Here is a 16,472-nt window from a genome sequence, read left to right as displayed (position 1 = left end):
ACTACTTCACCCAGTGTTTGTTCTCGAACTCCCCGTCCCGGAATTCGGGAATGATATAGACGTACATGGCGTCGATCTTCTTCGTCAGCCACTCCTTGAATACCCGTTCCTGCTTGTCCTGCAGGGCCATCTCCTCAAGCCGCAGGTAATCCTCGTTGAGCGACGCCGTATGCGTGGGGATCACCTCCACAAGTTTGACGATCTTGCCCATCTGGTTGCCGAGCATGTCCTCCGTGAGGTAGGCGTCCGACACCTCCCCGGGCTTCAGGCGCCGCAGGGCGTTGTAGTCGTCGAGGCTCTTGAAGCGTCCGAAATCCTCCTTGAGGAACTTCGTCACGGTGAGTTTCGCGTCGAAGGCGTTGAAACGCTCCAGGATGTCGTGGTTCGAGACGATACCGCCGTTCATCTTCGAGGAGGCGTCGTCCGAATATTTCAGGGCCGCTTGCTCAAACGTAATCGAGTCCTTGTGGATCAGGTCGGCGATGCTGTCCAGCAGGTTCAACGACTCGCCCAGCTCCTCCGACGTGTAGACCGGACGCAGCAGGATGTGGCGGAAGTGGTAGAGTTGTCCGCGCTTGTCCAGCATCTGGATGATGTGGAACCCGAACTGCGACTCCACGACCTCGGAGATCTGTCCGGGCTTGAGGTTTTCGAGGGCCGCGGCGAACGACGGGTCGAGACTCGCCAGCGGCGAAGGGTCCATCTCGCCGCCCCGCATGGCCGTACCGTCCTGCGAATACATCCGGGCCAGGTTCTCGAACTTCGCCGCCCCGGTGATGACGCGCTCGCGCATGTCCAGCAGCCGTTCGCGGGTGCGCTGCTTGGCGGCCGTCATCGACTTGGGGAACTTCGTGATCTGCGCATAGACGTACTGGTCGGCGATCGTCGGCAGGCTGTCCTTCGAAATCGACTTGTAGAAACGCTCCACCTCGCCCGGGATCACCGTGACCTTGTTCACCACCTCGCTCTGCATCGACTGTGCGTAGGCCTGTTCCTCGTAGCGCTGGCGCATGATCTCGCGGATGTTGAAGATCGGCATGTGGTGCTTGGCCTCCAGAGCCGGGATCGAACCCTCCATCTCGACCATCTGCTGCACCTGCTCCTCGACGCGCGACATGATGTCCCCGTCGTTGATCGCCACGGAGTCGATCTGGCCCTGATTGTAGAGCAGTTTCTGGGTCATGAGCGCTTCGAGCGCCTCGTTCATCGGGTCGCGGTCCGAGGTATAACCCTCCTGCCGACGCTGTTCAACCAACTGACGGGCGTATTCGTCCACCTCGGAGTAGAGGATCGACGAGCCGCCCACCACGGCAACCACCTTGTCGAGCATCACTTCGCGTTTCTGCGCCGCAACGCCCGCGAACAGCAGGACGAGGGCGACAGCCAATATACCTTTTTTCAGCATCTTGTATCGGTTTCGTTTATCGTTTTGCTTCGTTTTCGTTGTTTGTCCCGCCTTGCGGCATCGGCTCCTGCGGATCGCGCTTCCCGCCGAATACCTTCACCTCGCCGTTCTCCTCCGCGCGCATCCGGAGCTCCTCCTCGTGCTGGCGGATGATCTCCCCCTTGCGGCGGTTGAAGAGGATGCGGCGGATATTCTCCCGCAGGCGTTCGAGCGGGATCGGCTCACCCTCGCGCATCACGGCGTCGATCTGGAAATAGTAGCGCGAATAGCTGTCGCGCATCTCCTGCACGGCCGTCGAGGCCAGCACCGAATCGTAATTCTGCGACCGCAGGGTCGGAAGGTAGCTCAGGAATTCGGGAAAGTCGACCCACTGCTCGCGGAAATCGCTCACCGAAAAGTCGTTTTTCTCGCAAATGTCCCGAAAATCCTGCTGCCGAGCCTCCGATTTCGAGGCCATCAGCGTCTTGAGCTTCGCAGCCTGGCGGTATCCGGCCCCGAAGCGGACGATCCGGCCCTTGACGATCGTGCGGTCGAGTTTGAAATCGGCCTTGTGGGCGTTGTAATAGGCGGCGATCTCGTCGTCGGTGAAGAGCGTATCGATCGACCGGTCAACGTAATGCTGGTCCAACTGGCGGATCAGCAGCGCCTGGCGGTACTCCTCGACCATCTTGTCGATATCGCCCGCCGACGAGGAGAAGAGCGTCTCGGCCTCCTCCAGTTTGAGCTGCTTGACGATCCACCGGTCGACGTAGACCTGCATGAAGGCCGCGCTGTCCTCCCCCGAGAGCCCCCTCGGGACGACCGAACGCACGTCACCCATGCGCAACTCCTTGCCGCCGGCCCGGGCGATCGTCGTATCGCTGGCGAAATAACGCGGCAACTCCCGGCATCCCGCCAGGAGCAGCACACCCGCTGCGACCGCTATTTTCGCTCGCCATTTCATCATCCAAAGGGCAAAGATAGGGTTTTTACTCGTAAGTAACGCACATTCCGGCCGGATTATTACGCCCGGGCGGGATTTTTCCCGGACTCCTTCATGCGGCGGAGCGTCCGGAGCATCATCCAGCCCGATACGGCGCAGAGGCCGACCGCCACGGCATAGATGCACCAATAGAGGCCCGGGCTGTTGATCAAGTTGATCAACAGGGCGCTCTGATGGCCCGATTCGGGGGTAACGACGAGAATCATAAGCAGATAGGCGGCAGCGTTGTTCAGCGCGTGAAGGATCATGACCGACCACATCGACTCGGTGGCCAGATAGACATAGCCGAGAATCAATCCGACGGCCGTGGCGTTGATGACCTGCACGGGCTGGACGTGGAGCAGTCCGAAGAAGAGGGCCGAGACGAGCCAGGCCGCCGTCACACCGTAGCGGTCACGCAGACTCCCAAGCACCACGCCCCGACAAAGGAGCTCTTCGAAAATCGGTGCGAAAACCACCAGCGACAGCAGTGTCCAGAATCCGCGTCCGACTTGGAGCTGTAGTTCGGGCATCACCTGCAGCAGCGGTTCGAGGACGATTCCGACGGCAAAAATCAGAATGAAGCACCAGAGCAGCAGCGTGGGGTTGAGTCCCCGGAGCGAGAAGCGCGCCCAGCGCCCGCGCCCTCCGCGCACGTGGCGGTAATAGAGTACGCCGCCCAGGGCCACCGACATCGAGATGAAATAAAGGACGGCCATCATCCGACCCTGGATGTTCGGGGCGGCGGTCTGGAAGTCGATTCCGAAACCGGCCGCCAACAGTTGCCCGACGATCCCGATCAGGATCTGGGCCGCCAAGGCGATGCCGAGCATGGCCAGCAGATCACCGGCCGTCGGGAAACGGCTGGCAGCCGGTTTCGGCGCCGCCTGCGGGTTCGATCCCGCATCCGATTTCGGCTCCCGCTTCGAGTCAGTTTCGGAGAGGGGCTTCACCGTGGGGTTCTCCCGCACGGGTTCCTCTTGCTTGTGTTCTCTTCTATCCGTCATAGCGTACATTGGGCGATCCGGGCCTTTCGGCCTTCGGGGCGCTCTGCGCCCCGGGTCCTGCTCCCGCCCGCCCCGCTTTCGGGTGCAGGCCGCAGGAAAACCGCTTCCCGGCATACAGCCTCCAAAGATACGAAAAATTCGCTTACGGCTTCCCCGGAAATCCGAATTTATTGCCCGAACGGCCCCGGTATGCGCCACACCCGCCTGCAGGGGCCATTTTGCGAAAAGCTCCGCCCCGGATTTGCACGAGCGATATTATTTGCGTAAATTTGCCTGCTTATAAACCGAATCTGAAACATGGGAAAGGTAATCGCTTTAGCCAACCAGAAGGGCGGCGTGGGTAAAACCACCACGGCCATCAATCTGGCGGCATCGCTGGCCCTGCTGGGCAAAAAGGTGTTGCTGCTGGACGCCGATCCGCAGGCCAACGCCACCTCGGGGCTGGGCTTCGACATCAACCTCGAAGGCATCTACGAATGCCTCGCCGGAGAGAAACAACCCGACGAGGTGATCCTCCGCAGCCCCGACGTGAAGAACCTCTGGGTCCTGCCCTCGTCGATCGACCTGGTGGCCGCCGACACCGAACTGCCGAAGATGGAGAACGCTCACTTCGTCATGAAACGCATCGTCGACTCCGTGCGCGAACGCTTCGACTACATCTTCATCGACTGCTCCCCCTCGCTGGGATACACCACGGTGAACATTCTCACGGCTGCCGATACGGTGCTGATCCCCGTGCAGTGCGAATACCTCGCCCTCGAAGGACTCTCCAAACTGCTCAACACGATCCGCAAGGTCAAGTCGAGCCTCAACCCGTCGCTCGACATCGAAGGCTTCCTGCTGACGATGTACATGCGCAACCGCCTGAACAACCAGGTCGTCACCGAGGTCCGCGAGCACTTCGGAGAACTGGCCTACGACACAATAATCCAGCGCAATATCCGTTTGGGAGAGGCACCCTCACACGGGAAACCCGTCATGCTCTACGACGCCGGGGCCATGGGCTCGGAGAACTACCTGAACCTGGCGCGCGAATTTTTGAAACGGAACCGCAGGAAACAGCACTGAGACGCTTCCGGACCGGGTTCGGACCCGCTCCGGCACCATAAATAAAAAGGCAAGCTATGAAACCACAGAAGGGATTAGGCCGGGGGCTCGATGCGATATTCGGCAGCGAAGCCGTCGATGCAAAGCTCAAACCGATGAGCCAAATGGCCGAAATCGAGATCGCCGACATCATTCCCAACCCCACGCAGCCGCGAACGCAGTTCGACGAGGAGGCCCTCGACGAACTGGCCGACTCGATCCGCCAGTTGGGGGTCATCCAGCCCGTCACGGTGAAGAAGGCCGACGGCGGGAAATACGTCATCATCAGCGGCGAACGCCGCTGGCGGGCCGCGCAGCGCGCCGACCTGAAGACCCTCCCGGCCTACATCCGCGAAGTCGACGACGAGAACCTGCACGCCATGGCCCTCGTGGAGAACATCCAGCGCCAGGACCTCAACGCCATCGAAATCGCCCTGGGAATGCAGCGCCTGATCGACGAGTGCCATCTCACGCAGGACGCCCTCTCGGAGAAGGTCGGCAAGAAGCGTTCGTCGGTCTCGAACTACCTGCGCCTGCTCAAACTCCCCGACGAGGTGCAGCTGGCGCTGAAGGAGGGGCTGATCTCGATGGGCCACGCCAAAGCCATCGCCGGAGCCCCCGCCGACCAGCAGTTGCGCGTGCTGAAACGCTGCATCAAGAAGGGCCTTTCGGTACGCCAGGTCGAGGAGCTGGCCCGCACGCTCGCCGAAGCTCCGGCCCGGGCGGCCCGGAACGCCGAGGATGAAGAGTATCCCGAAAGCTACTCGCGGCTGGTCGAACAGCTCGAAACCTTCTTCTCGGAGGATATTTCGATCAAACGCTCGAAGAACGGCGGCGGCAAGATCGTCATCGGATTCGGCGACGACAGCGATATAGAACGCTTCCTCGAACGATTTGCCAACCGCTCCTGAACGCATTCAAACACCCTCGGACCCCATGGCGAAGATCCGGTTTCTCCTGTTGCTCATTGCGGCCGTCGTGCCGGGAATGCACGCCGCCCAGGCCCAACTCCCCCGCGGCGCCCGCAGCATCGTGCGGGGCGGCATGTTCCAGAAACCCGACTCGCTGCGCGCCAAACGCGACTCGATCCGCTTCGCGGAACTCGCCCTGCGGATCGATTCGGCCCAGACGGTCGACTATGCTGCCGACTCGGCCGCCGTGGCCGCCCTGCGCACCGACGACCTGCGCCTGCTCGACTCGATCGCCCTGGCGCGCTATGACGCCGCTCTGCAGGGCATCGACACCACTACCAAACGCAAAATCCGGAAAAAAGGGTGGTTCATGAGCGATTCGATGTCGCTCTCGAAGGTGTGCTGGGCCTCGACCGTCCTGCCCGGATACGGACAGATCTACAACAAGCAGTATTGGAAACTCCCGATCCTCTACGGGCTGGTCGGAACCGGTCTGGGGCTCTACATCCACGAAAACAAGATCTACAAGCCCCTGCGCCGCCAGTACAACTCCTATATAGACGTGAGCCTCTCGCGCACACCCGAACTCGACGCCCTGCAGACGAAGATGATCCGCAGCAACACCCGTCGGCAGGTCTACCTCGGGGTTACGATCGCCTCGTACATCTACTTCATCGGCGACGCCGCCGTGAGCTACAAGACCAACGACGTCTCGTCGGTGAAGAAGGCCACCACGCTGGCCTGCATCTTCCCGGGTGCGGGACAGATCTACAACCGCAGCTACTGGAAGGTGCCGTTCGTGGTCGGAGGCTTCGCTTCGATGATCTACTGCATCGACTGGAACAACCGCGGCTTCCAGCGCTTCAAGAGGGCCTACAACCTGCTGGCCGACTATGAAGAACACCCCGAAAACTACCCCAACGGCCCGACGGACGAGTTCCGCGGACGTTATTCGGCCGACTTTATCAAAAACCTGCGGGACAACTACCGGCGCAACCGCGACCTGTGCATCATCCTTTCGGGCGCACTCTACGTCCTGCAGATCATCGACGCCCACGTCGACGCCCACCTGAAGGACTACGACATCTCGGACGACCTGTCGATGAACCTCGAACCGCTGGTCAACTACACCTATGTCCCGACGCAGCAGGGGAACCGGCCGGTCTTCGGGTTCAACCTCAGCCTCAACTTTTAGACGATGAAAAAACTCCTGATATTTGCCTTGCTGCTCGCCATGGCCGGGACGGCCTCGGCCCTGGACCGCAGCCCCCGCAAGAAAAAACGCAACAAAAAGGCCCGTACCGAACAGACGGAGGCGGACATCGCCCGCGACACGGTGCGCACGGTCTGCCCCGAACCGGTGACGGACCCCGCCCCTGCCCCGGTCGAAGAGCCCCCGGTCAATGACATCACGCTGGGACTGACGGCCGAACAGGCCGATTCGCTGCTGGCCGAATGGCGGGAACGCCAGCGGCAGGATGCCTACGACGAATTCTTCAAACGCTACGTGCTGGAGGACACTGCGGCCGTTGCCGACCAGACTCCCGATTCGATCTACGCCCGGCGTCTGCTGGACCTCGCCTCGCCGATCCAGTTGCCCTTCAACGCAATCGTCAAGAACTACATCAACCGCTACATCGACCCGCGTTCAGGGACGATCAGCCGCATCCTCGGGATGTCGCAATACTACTTCCCGATCATCGAGGAGGAGCTGCTCCGCGAAGGCCTGCCGGTAGAGCTGCGGGCGCTGCCGATCATCGAATCGGCACTCTCCCCCACGGCCGTCTCGCCGATGGGTGCCGTAGGTCTGTGGCAGTTCATGCCCACGACGGGAAAGAGCTACGGACTGGAGATCAATTCGCTGGTCGACGAACGCCGCGACCCGCACCGCTCCACGGAGGCTGCCTGCCGTTTCCTGAAGGACCTCCATGCGATCTACAACGACTGGACGCTGGCCATTGCGGCCTACAACTGCGGCCCGGGAAACGTCAACAAGGCCATTGCCCGTTCGGGCGGCAAGACCTTCTGGGAGATCTACGACTACCTGCCGCGCGAAACCCGCGGGTACGTCCCGGCCTTCATCGGGGCGACCTACGCCTATGCCTACCACCAGCTCCACGGCATCGAGCCCACCGAGGCCCCGATTCCGCTGTCGGTCGACACGCTGCGCATCAACAGGCTGATGCACCTGAACCAGATCGCCTCGACGATCGACCTGTCGCTGGAGACGCTGCGCCAGCTCAACCCGCAATACAAACTCGACATCATTCCGGCGACCACGAAAACCTATACGCTGGTGGTTCCGCAGCGCACCGTCACGCAATACATCGCCCACGAGTCTGAAATTCAGGCCAAGGACTCGATGTACCTCAAGGAGTACATCAACCCGGCGAACATCGACAAGAAGCGTCAGGAGCGCAGCGGCACGATCTACGTGGTCAAGAAGGGCGACACGCTGGGGGCCATTGCGCGGCGTTATCGCGTGACGACCTCGCAACTGATGCGCTGGAACAAGATCAAGAACGCCCACAAACTCCGGATCGGACAGCGCCTCCGGATCGAAGGCCGATGATAGCTTCCGAACACGATACGATTGTTGCTCCGGCGACGGCTCCGGGAGGTGCCATCGCCGTGGTCCGGGTGAGCGGGTCGGGAACTCTGGCGCTCTGCGACCGGATTTTCCGTGGACGGGATCCGCTGGCCGCAGCGGCCGGAAACACGGTCCATTACGGCCGGATTCTGGACGGCGGGCGCGTGGTGGACGATGTGCTGGCGACCGTTTTCCGTGCCCCGCACTCCTATACGGGCGAGGATTCGGTCGAGATTTCGTGCCACGGTTCCTCTTACATCGTTTCGGAAATACTCCGGCTGCTGATTGCCGCGGGCGGGCGCATGGCCCGGCCCGGGGAGTTCACGATCCGGGCCTACCTGGCCGGGAAGATGGACCTTTCGCAGGCCGAGGCCGTCGCGGACCTGATCGCTTCGTCGACCCGCGCGGCGCACGCACTGGCTGCGAACCAGATGCGCGGCGGATATTCCGAGGAGTTGGAAGGGCTTCGGGACAAGTTGCTGAACCTCACTTCGCTGCTGGAGTTGGAGCTGGACTTTTCGGAGGAGGATGTGGAGTTTGCGGACCGGGGGGCGCTGCGTGAAACAATGGAGCGGATCGGGCAGGAGATCGACCGGTTGCGGAACTCCTTTGCATTGGGCAATGCGATCAAGGAGGGGGTTGCGGTGGCGATCGTCGGGGCTCCGAACGTCGGGAAATCGACGCTGCTGAACCGGCTGCTGAATGAGGAGCGGGCGATGGTTTCGGAGATTGCCGGCACAACGCGCGACGTGATCGAAGAGCGTGCCAATATCGGCGGCGTGCTGTTCCGGTTCCTCGACACGGCCGGGATCCGCGCGACGGACGACCGGCTGGAACGGATGGGCATCGACCGCACAATGGAGAGCATCCGTCGGGCACAGGTGGTGATCCGTCTGATTGATGCACAGTTTCAAGGAGATTCATCGGCACCGGCTCTGGAGTTCGAATTGCGGCCCGGCCAGCGGTTATTGACCGTCTACAACAAGTTGGACGCGGCTCCGGACGGATTTCGGCTGCCGGAGGGTGCGATCGGGATTTCGGCCAAACGGGGAGACGGAATCGAAGCGTTGTGCGAAGCGCTGCGCGGAACGGTGGATACGGAGGAGTTGTACCACGGTGACGCGGTCGTCTCGAACATCCGCCACTACGAAGCGCTGACAGCGGCCCGAGAGTCCCTGGACCGGGCACTGGAGGGCTTGGATGAAGGGCTTCCGGCAGACTTGCTTAGCGAGGAGATGCGGCCGGTGATCCGGCATCTGGGAGAGATCACGGGGCGCGGCGCCATTGCCCCGGACGAAGTCCTGCAAAACATCTTTTCAAAATTCTGCATCGGAAAGTAACCGACGGAGCGCGAAAAACATTTCGTGTATAAGTTAGGTATAAATCAAGCGAAATAACGTGCACAGCCACAATAGTCTCGCTTGATTTTATTTTATGGGGATATTCCTCAGTATTTATACTGGAATTGTTGTTGTTTTGTTGTAGTTTTGTTGCTCGTAATATGGTAAGCAACAAAATAGCAACAAGATGAACGACTCTAAAGAACCTATCAAGCTACGGCAGCGCAAAATGCCGTCGGGGAACACTACGCTGTACCTCGACATCTACATCAACGGTGTGCGCTCGTATGAGTATCTGAAACTGTATCTTGTCCCCGAACGGACACGGGCGGACAAGGAGAAGAACAAGGAGACGCTGCGCCTCGCGGACGCAATCCGCGCCAAGCGTGTGGTGGAGCTCCGCAACGGCGTGTACGGCTTCAAGAGCGCATTCGCCACCGAGACAAATTTCTACGACTACTACCGCGCTATGGTGGAGCGGCGGCGCGGTGAGGAGAAGAGCGGCAACTGGGGCAACTGGCGCAGCTGCTACCACCACCTGAAAATCTACGACGGACGGGAGACGCTGACCTTTGCCGACATCACGCCCGAATGGGTGCAGGGCTTCAAGGACTACCTCGAACACGACGCGGTCGCTTGGCATCACGACATCCGCAAGCGGCTCAAGGACAAGCCCCTCGCCCGTAACAGCAAGGTGAGCTATTTCAACAAGCTGCGAGCCTGCATCAATCAGGCGTTCGAGGAGCGCATCATACCCTACAACCCACTGCGCGGCATAGAGGGCTTCAAGGCGGAGGAGGGGACGCGGATGTACCTCACCATCGACGAGGTGAAACGGCTCGCGCAGGTGGACTGCGAGTACCCTCAAATCAAGGCGGCTTTCCTGTTCAGCTGCCTCACGGGGCTGCGGCGGAGTGACGTGCTGCGCATCACCTGGGGCGACGTGTACGAGCAGGGGGAGTTCACGCGGCTCATCTTCAAGCAGAAGAAGACCAAGGGGCAGGAGTACCTCGACATCACGCAGGAGGCTCGCGTCCTCATGGGGGAACGGGGCAAGCCCAATGAACACCCGTTCACGGACATACACTCCCCGACCTGCACGAACAAGGCTATTCAGGAGTGGGTGCTACGCGCTGGCATTGACAAGAAAATCACGTTCCACTGCGCCCGTCATACGTTCGCCACGATGATGCTCGACATCGGCACAGACCTCTACGTGGTGAGCAAGCTGCTCGGACACCGCGAGATAGGCACGACGCAGATTTACGCCCGTGTAATGGACAAGAACAAGCAGGCGGCGGTCGCTGCCATACCAAGCATTCTCGCCCCGACGGACGGCTGCGGCGAGGACAAGGAATAAGTGAAAGCGGAGGGCGTTACTGCTTGCCCTCCGCTTTCTTTTTGCGGTAGAACTCGCCCTTGCCCGTGAGCAGCCACTGCGCCGACACGTCGTAGTCCTCTACAAGGTAGGTCAGCCACGCTGGCTGGAATATGTCGCGCGAGTGGTCTTTCTCCAGCGTGTTCATGTTCCAGCGGTTGATGTCGTGTTCACGGGTGAATGTCTGCTTCCCCCGTATCTTGCGGTCGCTTTTGAGCCTCTGCAGGGCTTCGAAGAACCGTCCTATTATTCGTTGGCTATCGGCTGTCTGCATGATTTTCCCTCCTGTTTCTGTTGTGCCTGTACGAACTTCTCACGTATCAGCCCCTCGCGCTCTGCGATGCGGCTCTCCCACTCGTCAATGCGCTCCTGACCGAACACAGGCGCAGTCCCTTTCAGCAGGGCGGCTTCCGTGACGCTCAGTTCCTTCGGGGTCATATAGGGCAGGTAGCGTTCTATGTTCAGCACCTGCTCGATGTGTGCGAATACGCCCTGACGGATTGCAGCCGCTCCGCTTGGGGTGAGCATTTCGCCCTCTCCCAGCAGCAGCCAACGGGCGTTGATTTCGGGCAGAGCCGTGAGCAACGCGATGACGGGCTTCAGCCCGAAGTCGTCGCCGTGCAGCAGCTTGCCGAGGTACTGCGGCTTCCATCCTATCAGCTCCGCGAACACTTTCTTTTTGCCGTTCGTCTTGTAGTCTATTATCTGTCTCAATCGTGTATTCATAAACGCAATTTTTAGCCCCTCTCGCACAATTATAGACTTCGGGCAGTAAATTACACAACACAAGGTCTATAATTGCGCTCTCGTTGAAATTCGGGAAAAATAACTCAGTTCTGACGGGTGTAGTGCAGACTGGTAGCCTCGCCCGTCCCGTAGGTGCGCATATTGAAGCTATTGCCGTCCAGCAGCTCGATGCTCCGCTTGTCCTCTCGGCTCACCACCTCCAGCTCGTCGTTGCACGGGTAGAAAATCACCAGCGGCTCGTTCCCCCACATGTTGAGGGCGAATATGCAGTAGTCCTCGGTGAGCAGGAGACCGTCGTCGTAGTAGTGGCGCAGCTCGGCTACGCCGTATCCAGTGAACGTTCCGAACAGGCTTACTACCTCCTGCGGCTTGTCCCACTTCCTGAACACAATGTCCTCGTGTTCGGTGGTGTTCGTCGCCGAACTGTACAGCTCACCTTTCCAGCTTCCGTTCAGCGTGGTTGCGAGTTCCCTGAGATACGCTTCCTGCCCCGACTCTATAACCGTTTCCTCCCCGTCCTTGGAGCAACCGAATAGGGCTACCGCAGTCAAGGCGACCGCCAAGAATAAACTCCTTTTCTTCATATCTTCTCCTTTCATTATTTGTTGTTCTCTAATAAGGACAGCAGGCGGTCTATCTGCTCGTCACGCTTGTTGTTCGCTTTCATCTGCTCAAGCAGGAGAGCCTGCTGGCGTTCAAGCGCGGCGAGAAATTTATCCGATTCAGTGTCCTCCTTCGATTTTGCCACATTCACCCGACTACCCTGCGCAGCCGAAACGCTAACACCGTTGCCCGAAGCGAAAGACGAAATGATTTCGCCCTCCTTTACAGGGTATCCGAGCAACTCGAGTAGTATCAAGGTGCTTTCGGGAATATGCTTCCCCTGCTCCCAGTTCTGTACTGTACGCAACGTAACATTGCATCTTTCAGCAAGTTCCTTTTGCGTCAACCCTTTCAATTCTCGCAATTTTTTGATGTCTATCATAATCTGTTGTTCTATTGTGAGTTATACATAGGGTGAAAAATTTTTCGCATCTTTTTTACGAAATTTATTTCGTGAATGAAATTTATTTCGTAATTTTGTCGCAAACAATTTCGTAAATGTTATTTATAACGGACAAATTTACGCAAAAAGAATAAATCTCGGAAATAAACCGATGGGGAATTTAATGTTGAACCAAAATAATTGATTATGCAGCAGACATTCAAGACAGAGTTGCAGAAGCAACGAGAGGAGCGCGACATGAAAATATACCTCGACTTCGAGGAGATGCGCAGCGTTCCGGGAAGCAGCAAGACGGAGGTAGCACGCCACCTGATGACTAAGTACGGGCTGTACTCCCTCGGGACTATCTACACTATCCACAAGCGCGTCGCTGCGCGGCTTAAACTGGAGGGCAAGGCATGAAACGGAGTACAATTGCAGAACTGGCGAGGTGGGCGGTGCTCGCAACGCTGGTAGGCGTGGGAATGTTCGCGTTCCTACTGCTGATTGGTGAGGAGACTCCCGACAACCCTATGACCCTCGGACAGTTCTTCATCCTGAAATTCGGCGCGCTGGCTACCCTCTACGGGCTTGTTCAGCTCGGAAAGCACCTGTGCAAGCACGGGCTGCTCCCTCAGAGCTTCATTGAAGAAATGACAAAGGAGGACGAGGTATGAGCGAGGACGTAATGACCGCTATCGGACAACGCTTCGACCGCTTGGAGCAACTGACCCTCATAGGGGCGAAACCTGTCCTGAACTTGGAGGAGGCGGTTGTATTCACGGGACTGAGCAAGGGACATCTGTACCGCCTCACCAGCGAGAAGCAGATACCCTATTACAAGAAGTGCCGAAAGCTGTATTTCAAGAAATCGGAGCTGGAGGACTGGCTGCTCGAACGCCGCGTGCCTACGCAGGCGGAAGTCGAGGCGCAGGCTATCACCCGTAATTCAATCAACCGTATCAGGAGGAAAACGCTATGACAAGTCAGACTGATACCCACAAGAGTCTCATACGAAGGAGGCTTATAGAGGGCGGCTCTATTTCGCCGCTCGAAGCCCTGCGAGACTACGGCTGCTACCGACTTGCATCACGCATCAGCGACCTGCGCCGCGAGGGACTGAACATCGCCAAGCGCATGGAGGAGAGCGTTAGCCGCGTCACTGGCAAGACCGTCAGGTACTCGCGCTACTACATCGAACAACAAGGCAATGGGGAAAGCCGTAAGACCCCGAATAATCAATAATAACAGTCATGAGTAACGACATCATTCAAATCAATCAGGCTGATATGCTTCAAGCAGTCAACCGTGCGGAAATCGACATTCAGATTGCTACCGCAAAGAATTACCCCCGTGACATCAACGCCACGCTGAACAAAATCGCCACCTACGCCTGTATGGACAAGGAGACAGCCGAAGACTGTTTCTACGTTCTCCGTCGCAAGGGAGCAGGCGGTCAGGACACTGCGATCGAGGGCTTGTCCGTCCGTATGGCAGAAATCATTGCTGGAGCGTGGGGCAACCTTCGTGTGGCTACACACATCGTCGGCAACGACGGCAAGATGATAACCGCACAGGCGGTGTGCCACGACCTCGAGACCAACTTCGCCGTGATGAAAGAGGTCAAGCGGCGTATCACCGACCGCAACGGGCGCACATTCAGTGAGGATATGCAGGTAGTGACTGGCAACGCCGCCGCCGCAATAGCTTTCAGAAACGCCGTGCTCGCCGTCATTCCGAAAGCCGTAACCAAGAAGGTCATCAACGAGGTTAAGAAAGTGGCTCTCGGACAGTCTATCGACCTCGAGCAGAGCCGTCAGAACGTGATAGCATACTTCGCCAAGCTGGGCGTGACGCAGGCGCAGATACTCCAGTACCTCGACGTGAAGTCCGTGGACGAGATAGACAAGAGCATGATATTCGAGCTTCGCGCCACCGCCAACGCTATCAAGGAAGGGACTACCACCGTGCAGGAGACGTTCATCAAGCCAGCTATCGAGGCACAGCAGGAAGCCGCCGCCAAGAAGAAAGCGACCACCGCCAAGGAGCGTGCAGAAGCTGCCATAGCCCGTGCTACTGGCGCAGCCCCTGCCACCGCACAGTCGGTTGACCCTACGACAGGAGAAATCAAGGAAAACAATCAATAACCCTATAAATTCAATTCAAAATGGTAAGCAACATCGAAATCAAGAAAGAGAACGTACTTGCAGCCTACAACGGCGCAAGCGCAGAGCAGAAACAGCTGCTCGAAACGCTGTTCGGCAAGGACACATTCAAGCCGCAGGACATCACTGAGCGCGTCCGCACCTTTGAGGACGCCTGCAACGTACTCGGCTCAGACCACCCCCTCGTGGACAAGTACTACCAGTGGGCGGACAACGTGGAGGACAACGACCCGTTCATCCGTGCCGTCCTGAAGCTGGAAATCATCACCGCCGCTCTCAACGAGGGGTGGGAGCCTCATTTCACCGCTGGTGAGTGGAGATGGATACCGTGGTTTTGGTTCTACAAGAGCCGTGAGGACTGGGAGAACGACGAGGACGAGGACTGGAGAAATAAACACCCCTACCGTGAGTTGGGAGGCGACTGGAAGACCGAATATGCGGGCTTCGCCTGTGCGAGCTCGAATAACGCCCCCTCGTATTCGAATGCGAGCATCGGCTCTCGCCTTTGCTTTAAGAACAGCGACCTCGCCGAGTATAGCGGCACGCAGTTCGCCGACCTGTGGATGGACTACTGCCTCGTCCGCAAGAGTGATAACCTAATCAATGGGGAGGAATAGGATATGAGTACTACTATCATCAGACCGAACAGCCGCGAGGAGTGGCTGGAAGTGCGCAAGAGCGGTATCGGCTCCTCCGAGGTAGCCACCATTGTAGGCTTGAACCCCTACGAGACCCCGTACCAGCTGTGGAGACGCAAGGTAGGGCTGGACGCCCCCAAGGAGGAGACGTTCGCGATGAAAGCAGGTCACTACCTGGAGGACGCGGTGGCTCAGTTCTGGGCTGACGCTACGGGACAGCAGGTAATCAAGAGCAGCGCAGGGGATTGGCTCATACGCAGCAACGAACGCCCTTACCTGCAGGTGTCGCCCGACCGCACCTACTGGCTCGCAGGTCAGGTACACAATAACGACAACAAGGGTATATTGGAGTGCAAGACCACGCAGATGAGCGTGGACGGTGACGACCTGCCGAAGCACTGGTTCTGCCAGCTCACCTATCAGCTGGGTGTATCGGGCATGCAGCACGGCTCGCTCGCTTGGCTCACCGCAGGGCGTGAGTTCGGCTACAAGGACATCGACTTCGACCGCGACTTCTACGAGTTCCTCGTCGAGGAGGTGGAACGCTTTTGGGTGGACTACATCAAGGGCGGTCAGGAGCCGCAGCCCGTCAACGTGCAGGACGTGCTTATCAAGTACAACCGCCACACGGAGGGAAAGACCGTGGAGGTAGGTGAGGACATACTGGAAGCCTACCACCAGCTGAAAGGGCTGAAAGAGGAACTGGAGGAGCTGGAACGCCGCAAGGAGGAACTGGAAAGCACTATCAAGATGGGCTTCGGCGACGCGGAGGCTATCAGCTTCGGCGGTCAGACCCTCGCCACATGGAAAGCTCCAAAGGACAGCGAGAAGTTCGACTCCAAGGCATTCGCCAAGGCGTACCCCGACCTCGCAAAGGAGTTCACTAAGACCGTGCAGGGCGCACGCCGTTTCCTGCTCAAATAACGGACGAAAGGAGGCAGCATGATACTGATTTCAAACAGCCAGCGTGACGAAATGGTGCGTTACATAGACGCCCTCTGCGAGGCTCTACAGCCGTCGCTCGGAAAGAGTACCCGTGCCCACAACACGGTACGGCTCGCCAAGAAGCTGCGCGCTCGGCTGGCAGCGAAACAGCCCGTGACGGCTTCCGACCTACAGAAAGCACTTAGAATTTCTCAACCCGAAAAGTGATTACGCGGTAATGGCTTACAACCGAAAGACAGCTTGGGAAATGGCTAAGACAGTTACAACGATACCGACATTCCGCACAAGGGTGGAGCGCACCGAAAGGAGTTCCG

At 58.6% G+C, this 16,472-nt stretch carries 21 protein-coding genes; 14 read left to right on the top strand and 7 right to left on the bottom strand.

Annotation, left to right across the window (positions count from 1 at the left end):
• Position 1: 1 nt before the first annotated feature.
• From ABGT65_RS08285 to ABGT65_RS08275, 3 genes are read right to left on the bottom strand one after another with little or no spacing between them, the layout of a single operon-like run.
• Positions 2 to 1,405 (bottom strand): peptidylprolyl isomerase, encoded by a 1,404-nt coding sequence (locus ABGT65_RS08285; protein ID WP_346701251.1) that lies wholly within the window; start codon positions 1,403 to 1,405, stop codon positions 2 to 4.
• Positions 1,406 to 1,421: 16 nt separating this feature from the next.
• Positions 1,422 to 2,348, bottom strand: coding sequence for a hypothetical protein (locus ABGT65_RS08280; RefSeq protein WP_346703073.1), 927 nt, complete (start codon positions 2,346 to 2,348; stop codon positions 1,422 to 1,424).
• A 59-nt stretch (positions 2,349 to 2,407) separates the two neighbouring features.
• The gene (locus ABGT65_RS08275; protein WP_346701249.1) at positions 2,408 to 3,373 is read right to left on the bottom strand and encodes a type II CAAX endopeptidase family protein; all 966 of its coding nucleotides are present in this window, start codon (positions 3,371 to 3,373) and stop codon (positions 2,408 to 2,410) included.
• Between the two features lie 297 nt (positions 3,374 to 3,670).
• Here ABGT65_RS08275 and ABGT65_RS08270 point away from each other — a divergent pair, with 297 nt between their 5' ends.
• From ABGT65_RS08270 to ABGT65_RS08245, 6 genes are all read left to right on the top strand, one after another.
• Entirely contained in the window at positions 3,671 to 4,441 is a 771-nt protein-coding gene (locus tag ABGT65_RS08270; protein WP_346701247.1) for an AAA family ATPase, read from the top strand.
• Positions 4,442 to 4,497: 56 nt separating this feature from the next.
• The gene (locus tag ABGT65_RS08265; RefSeq protein WP_346701246.1) at positions 4,498 to 5,370 is read left to right on the top strand and encodes a ParB/RepB/Spo0J family partition protein; all 873 of its coding nucleotides are present in this window, start codon (positions 4,498 to 4,500) and stop codon (positions 5,368 to 5,370) included.
• A gap of 25 nt (positions 5,371 to 5,395) precedes the next feature.
• Positions 5,396 to 6,565, top strand: a complete 1,170-nt coding sequence (locus tag ABGT65_RS08260) for a DUF5683 domain-containing protein (protein ID WP_346701244.1) — start codon at positions 5,396 to 5,398, stop codon at positions 6,563 to 6,565.
• Positions 6,566 to 6,568: 3 nt separating this feature from the next.
• Positions 6,569 to 7,942 (top strand): transglycosylase SLT domain-containing protein, encoded by a 1,374-nt coding sequence (locus ABGT65_RS08255; protein WP_346701242.1) that lies wholly within the window; start codon positions 6,569 to 6,571, stop codon positions 7,940 to 7,942.
• Entirely contained in the window at positions 7,942 to 9,300 is a 1,359-nt protein-coding gene (gene mnmE / locus ABGT65_RS08250; protein ID WP_346703072.1) for a tRNA uridine-5-carboxymethylaminomethyl(34) synthesis GTPase MnmE, read from the top strand. The genes ABGT65_RS08255 and mnmE overlap by 1 nt, the downstream gene beginning before the upstream one ends.
• A gap of 187 nt (positions 9,301 to 9,487) precedes the next feature.
• Positions 9,488 to 10,660 carry a site-specific integrase gene (locus ABGT65_RS08245; protein WP_346701241.1) on the top strand — a complete coding sequence of 391 codons (1,173 nt, stop codon included), beginning with the start codon at positions 9,488 to 9,490 and terminating at the stop codon, positions 10,658 to 10,660.
• A 16-nt stretch (positions 10,661 to 10,676) separates the two neighbouring features.
• On the opposite strand, the gene ABGT65_RS08240 is transcribed toward ABGT65_RS08245, so the two are convergent.
• The 4 genes from ABGT65_RS08240 to ABGT65_RS08225 all read right to left on the bottom strand — a co-directional run bounded on the left by ABGT65_RS08240 (position 10,677) and on the right by ABGT65_RS08225 (position 12,410).
• The gene (locus ABGT65_RS08240; protein WP_346701240.1) at positions 10,677 to 10,952 is read right to left on the bottom strand and encodes a hypothetical protein; all 276 of its coding nucleotides are present in this window, start codon (positions 10,950 to 10,952) and stop codon (positions 10,677 to 10,679) included.
• A complete protein-coding gene (locus ABGT65_RS08235; protein WP_346701239.1) occupies positions 10,925 to 11,404 on the bottom strand; it encodes a hypothetical protein in 480 nt (159 codons plus the stop codon). The genes ABGT65_RS08240 and ABGT65_RS08235 overlap by 28 nt, the downstream gene beginning before the upstream one ends.
• 104 nt (positions 11,405 to 11,508) lie before the next feature.
• The gene (locus ABGT65_RS08230) at positions 11,509 to 11,814 is read right to left on the bottom strand and encodes a hypothetical protein (protein ID WP_346701238.1); all 306 of its coding nucleotides are present in this window, start codon (positions 11,812 to 11,814) and stop codon (positions 11,509 to 11,511) included.
• Positions 11,815 to 12,023: 209 nt separating this feature from the next.
• On the bottom strand, positions 12,024 to 12,410 hold the full coding sequence (locus ABGT65_RS08225; RefSeq protein WP_273370240.1) for a DNA-binding transcriptional regulator: 387 nt from the start codon (positions 12,408 to 12,410) through the stop codon (positions 12,024 to 12,026).
• Positions 12,411 to 12,617: 207 nt separating this feature from the next.
• Between ABGT65_RS08225 and ABGT65_RS08220 the strand changes: the two genes are divergently transcribed.
• Genes ABGT65_RS08220 through ABGT65_RS08185 form a run of 8 tightly spaced genes read left to right on the top strand, consistent with a single transcriptional unit; the run spans position 12,618 to position 16,365 of the window.
• Entirely contained in the window at positions 12,618 to 12,833 is a 216-nt protein-coding gene (locus ABGT65_RS08220) for a hypothetical protein (protein ID WP_346701236.1), read from the top strand.
• Positions 12,830 to 13,087: a hypothetical protein gene (locus tag ABGT65_RS08215; RefSeq protein WP_346701235.1), complete on the top strand. Its 258-nt coding sequence runs from the start codon at positions 12,830 to 12,832 to the stop codon at positions 13,085 to 13,087. The genes ABGT65_RS08220 and ABGT65_RS08215 overlap by 4 nt, the downstream gene beginning before the upstream one ends.
• A complete protein-coding gene (locus ABGT65_RS08210; RefSeq protein WP_346701234.1) occupies positions 13,084 to 13,392 on the top strand; it encodes a helix-turn-helix domain-containing protein in 309 nt (102 codons plus the stop codon). Before ABGT65_RS08215 ends, ABGT65_RS08210 begins: the two co-directional genes overlap by 4 nt.
• Complete coding sequence (locus ABGT65_RS08205; RefSeq protein WP_346701232.1) at positions 13,389 to 13,655, top strand: helix-turn-helix domain-containing protein; 267 nt, start codon at positions 13,389 to 13,391, stop codon at positions 13,653 to 13,655. The genes ABGT65_RS08210 and ABGT65_RS08205 overlap by 4 nt, the downstream gene beginning before the upstream one ends.
• A gap of 8 nt (positions 13,656 to 13,663) precedes the next feature.
• The gene (locus ABGT65_RS08200) at positions 13,664 to 14,557 is read left to right on the top strand and encodes a hypothetical protein (protein ID WP_346701231.1); all 894 of its coding nucleotides are present in this window, start codon (positions 13,664 to 13,666) and stop codon (positions 14,555 to 14,557) included.
• Between the two features lie 20 nt (positions 14,558 to 14,577).
• Positions 14,578 to 15,192, top strand: a complete 615-nt coding sequence (locus ABGT65_RS08195; RefSeq protein ID WP_346701229.1) for a hypothetical protein — start codon at positions 14,578 to 14,580, stop codon at positions 15,190 to 15,192.
• Between the two features lie 3 nt (positions 15,193 to 15,195).
• Positions 15,196 to 16,137, top strand: coding sequence for a lambda-exonuclease family protein (locus ABGT65_RS08190; protein WP_346701228.1), 942 nt, complete (start codon positions 15,196 to 15,198; stop codon positions 16,135 to 16,137).
• Positions 16,138 to 16,155: 18 nt separating this feature from the next.
• Positions 16,156 to 16,365, top strand: coding sequence for a hypothetical protein (locus tag ABGT65_RS08185; protein ID WP_346701226.1), 210 nt, complete (start codon positions 16,156 to 16,158; stop codon positions 16,363 to 16,365).
• Positions 16,366 to 16,472: the final 107 nt, after the last annotated feature.

This window comes from uncultured Alistipes sp. (genome assembly GCF_963931675.1).
Lineage (GTDB): Bacteria > Bacteroidota > Bacteroidia > Bacteroidales > Rikenellaceae > Alistipes.
This window is presented reverse-complemented; position numbering and strand designations above follow the sequence as displayed.

Excerpts from the sequence above, each read along its gene's own strand:
- ABGT65_RS08285 (WP_346701251.1), bottom strand. The coding sequence starts at position 1,405 with ATGCTGAAAAAAGGTATATTGGCTGTCGCCCTCGTCCTGCTGTTCGCG.
- ABGT65_RS08280 (WP_346703073.1), bottom strand. The coding sequence starts at position 2,348 with ATGAAATGGCGAGCGAAAATAGCGGTCGCAGCGGGTGTGCTGCTCCTG.
- ABGT65_RS08275 (WP_346701249.1), bottom strand. The coding sequence starts at position 3,373 with ATGACGGATAGAAGAGAACACAAGCAAGAGGAACCCGTGCGGGAGAAC.
- ABGT65_RS08270 (WP_346701247.1), top strand. The coding sequence starts at position 3,671 with ATGGGAAAGGTAATCGCTTTAGCCAACCAGAAGGGCGGCGTGGGTAAA.
- ABGT65_RS08265 (WP_346701246.1), top strand. The coding sequence starts at position 4,498 with ATGAAACCACAGAAGGGATTAGGCCGGGGGCTCGATGCGATATTCGGC.
- ABGT65_RS08260 (WP_346701244.1), top strand. The coding sequence starts at position 5,396 with ATGGCGAAGATCCGGTTTCTCCTGTTGCTCATTGCGGCCGTCGTGCCG.
- ABGT65_RS08255 (WP_346701242.1), top strand. The coding sequence starts at position 6,569 with ATGAAAAAACTCCTGATATTTGCCTTGCTGCTCGCCATGGCCGGGACG.
- ABGT65_RS08245 (WP_346701241.1), top strand. The coding sequence starts at position 9,488 with ATGAACGACTCTAAAGAACCTATCAAGCTACGGCAGCGCAAAATGCCG.
- ABGT65_RS08240 (WP_346701240.1), bottom strand. The coding sequence starts at position 10,952 with ATGCAGACAGCCGATAGCCAACGAATAATAGGACGGTTCTTCGAAGCC.
- ABGT65_RS08235 (WP_346701239.1), bottom strand. The coding sequence starts at position 11,404 with ATGAATACACGATTGAGACAGATAATAGACTACAAGACGAACGGCAAA.
- ABGT65_RS08225 (WP_273370240.1), bottom strand. The coding sequence starts at position 12,410 with ATGATAGACATCAAAAAATTGCGAGAATTGAAAGGGTTGACGCAAAAG.
- ABGT65_RS08220 (WP_346701236.1), top strand. The coding sequence starts at position 12,618 with ATGCAGCAGACATTCAAGACAGAGTTGCAGAAGCAACGAGAGGAGCGC.
- ABGT65_RS08215 (WP_346701235.1), top strand. The coding sequence starts at position 12,830 with ATGAAACGGAGTACAATTGCAGAACTGGCGAGGTGGGCGGTGCTCGCA.
- ABGT65_RS08210 (WP_346701234.1), top strand. The coding sequence starts at position 13,084 with ATGAGCGAGGACGTAATGACCGCTATCGGACAACGCTTCGACCGCTTG.
- ABGT65_RS08205 (WP_346701232.1), top strand. The coding sequence starts at position 13,389 with ATGACAAGTCAGACTGATACCCACAAGAGTCTCATACGAAGGAGGCTT.
- ABGT65_RS08200 (WP_346701231.1), top strand. The coding sequence starts at position 13,664 with ATGAGTAACGACATCATTCAAATCAATCAGGCTGATATGCTTCAAGCA.
- ABGT65_RS08195 (WP_346701229.1), top strand. The coding sequence starts at position 14,578 with ATGGTAAGCAACATCGAAATCAAGAAAGAGAACGTACTTGCAGCCTAC.
- ABGT65_RS08190 (WP_346701228.1), top strand. The coding sequence starts at position 15,196 with ATGAGTACTACTATCATCAGACCGAACAGCCGCGAGGAGTGGCTGGAA.
- ABGT65_RS08185 (WP_346701226.1), top strand. The coding sequence starts at position 16,156 with ATGATACTGATTTCAAACAGCCAGCGTGACGAAATGGTGCGTTACATA.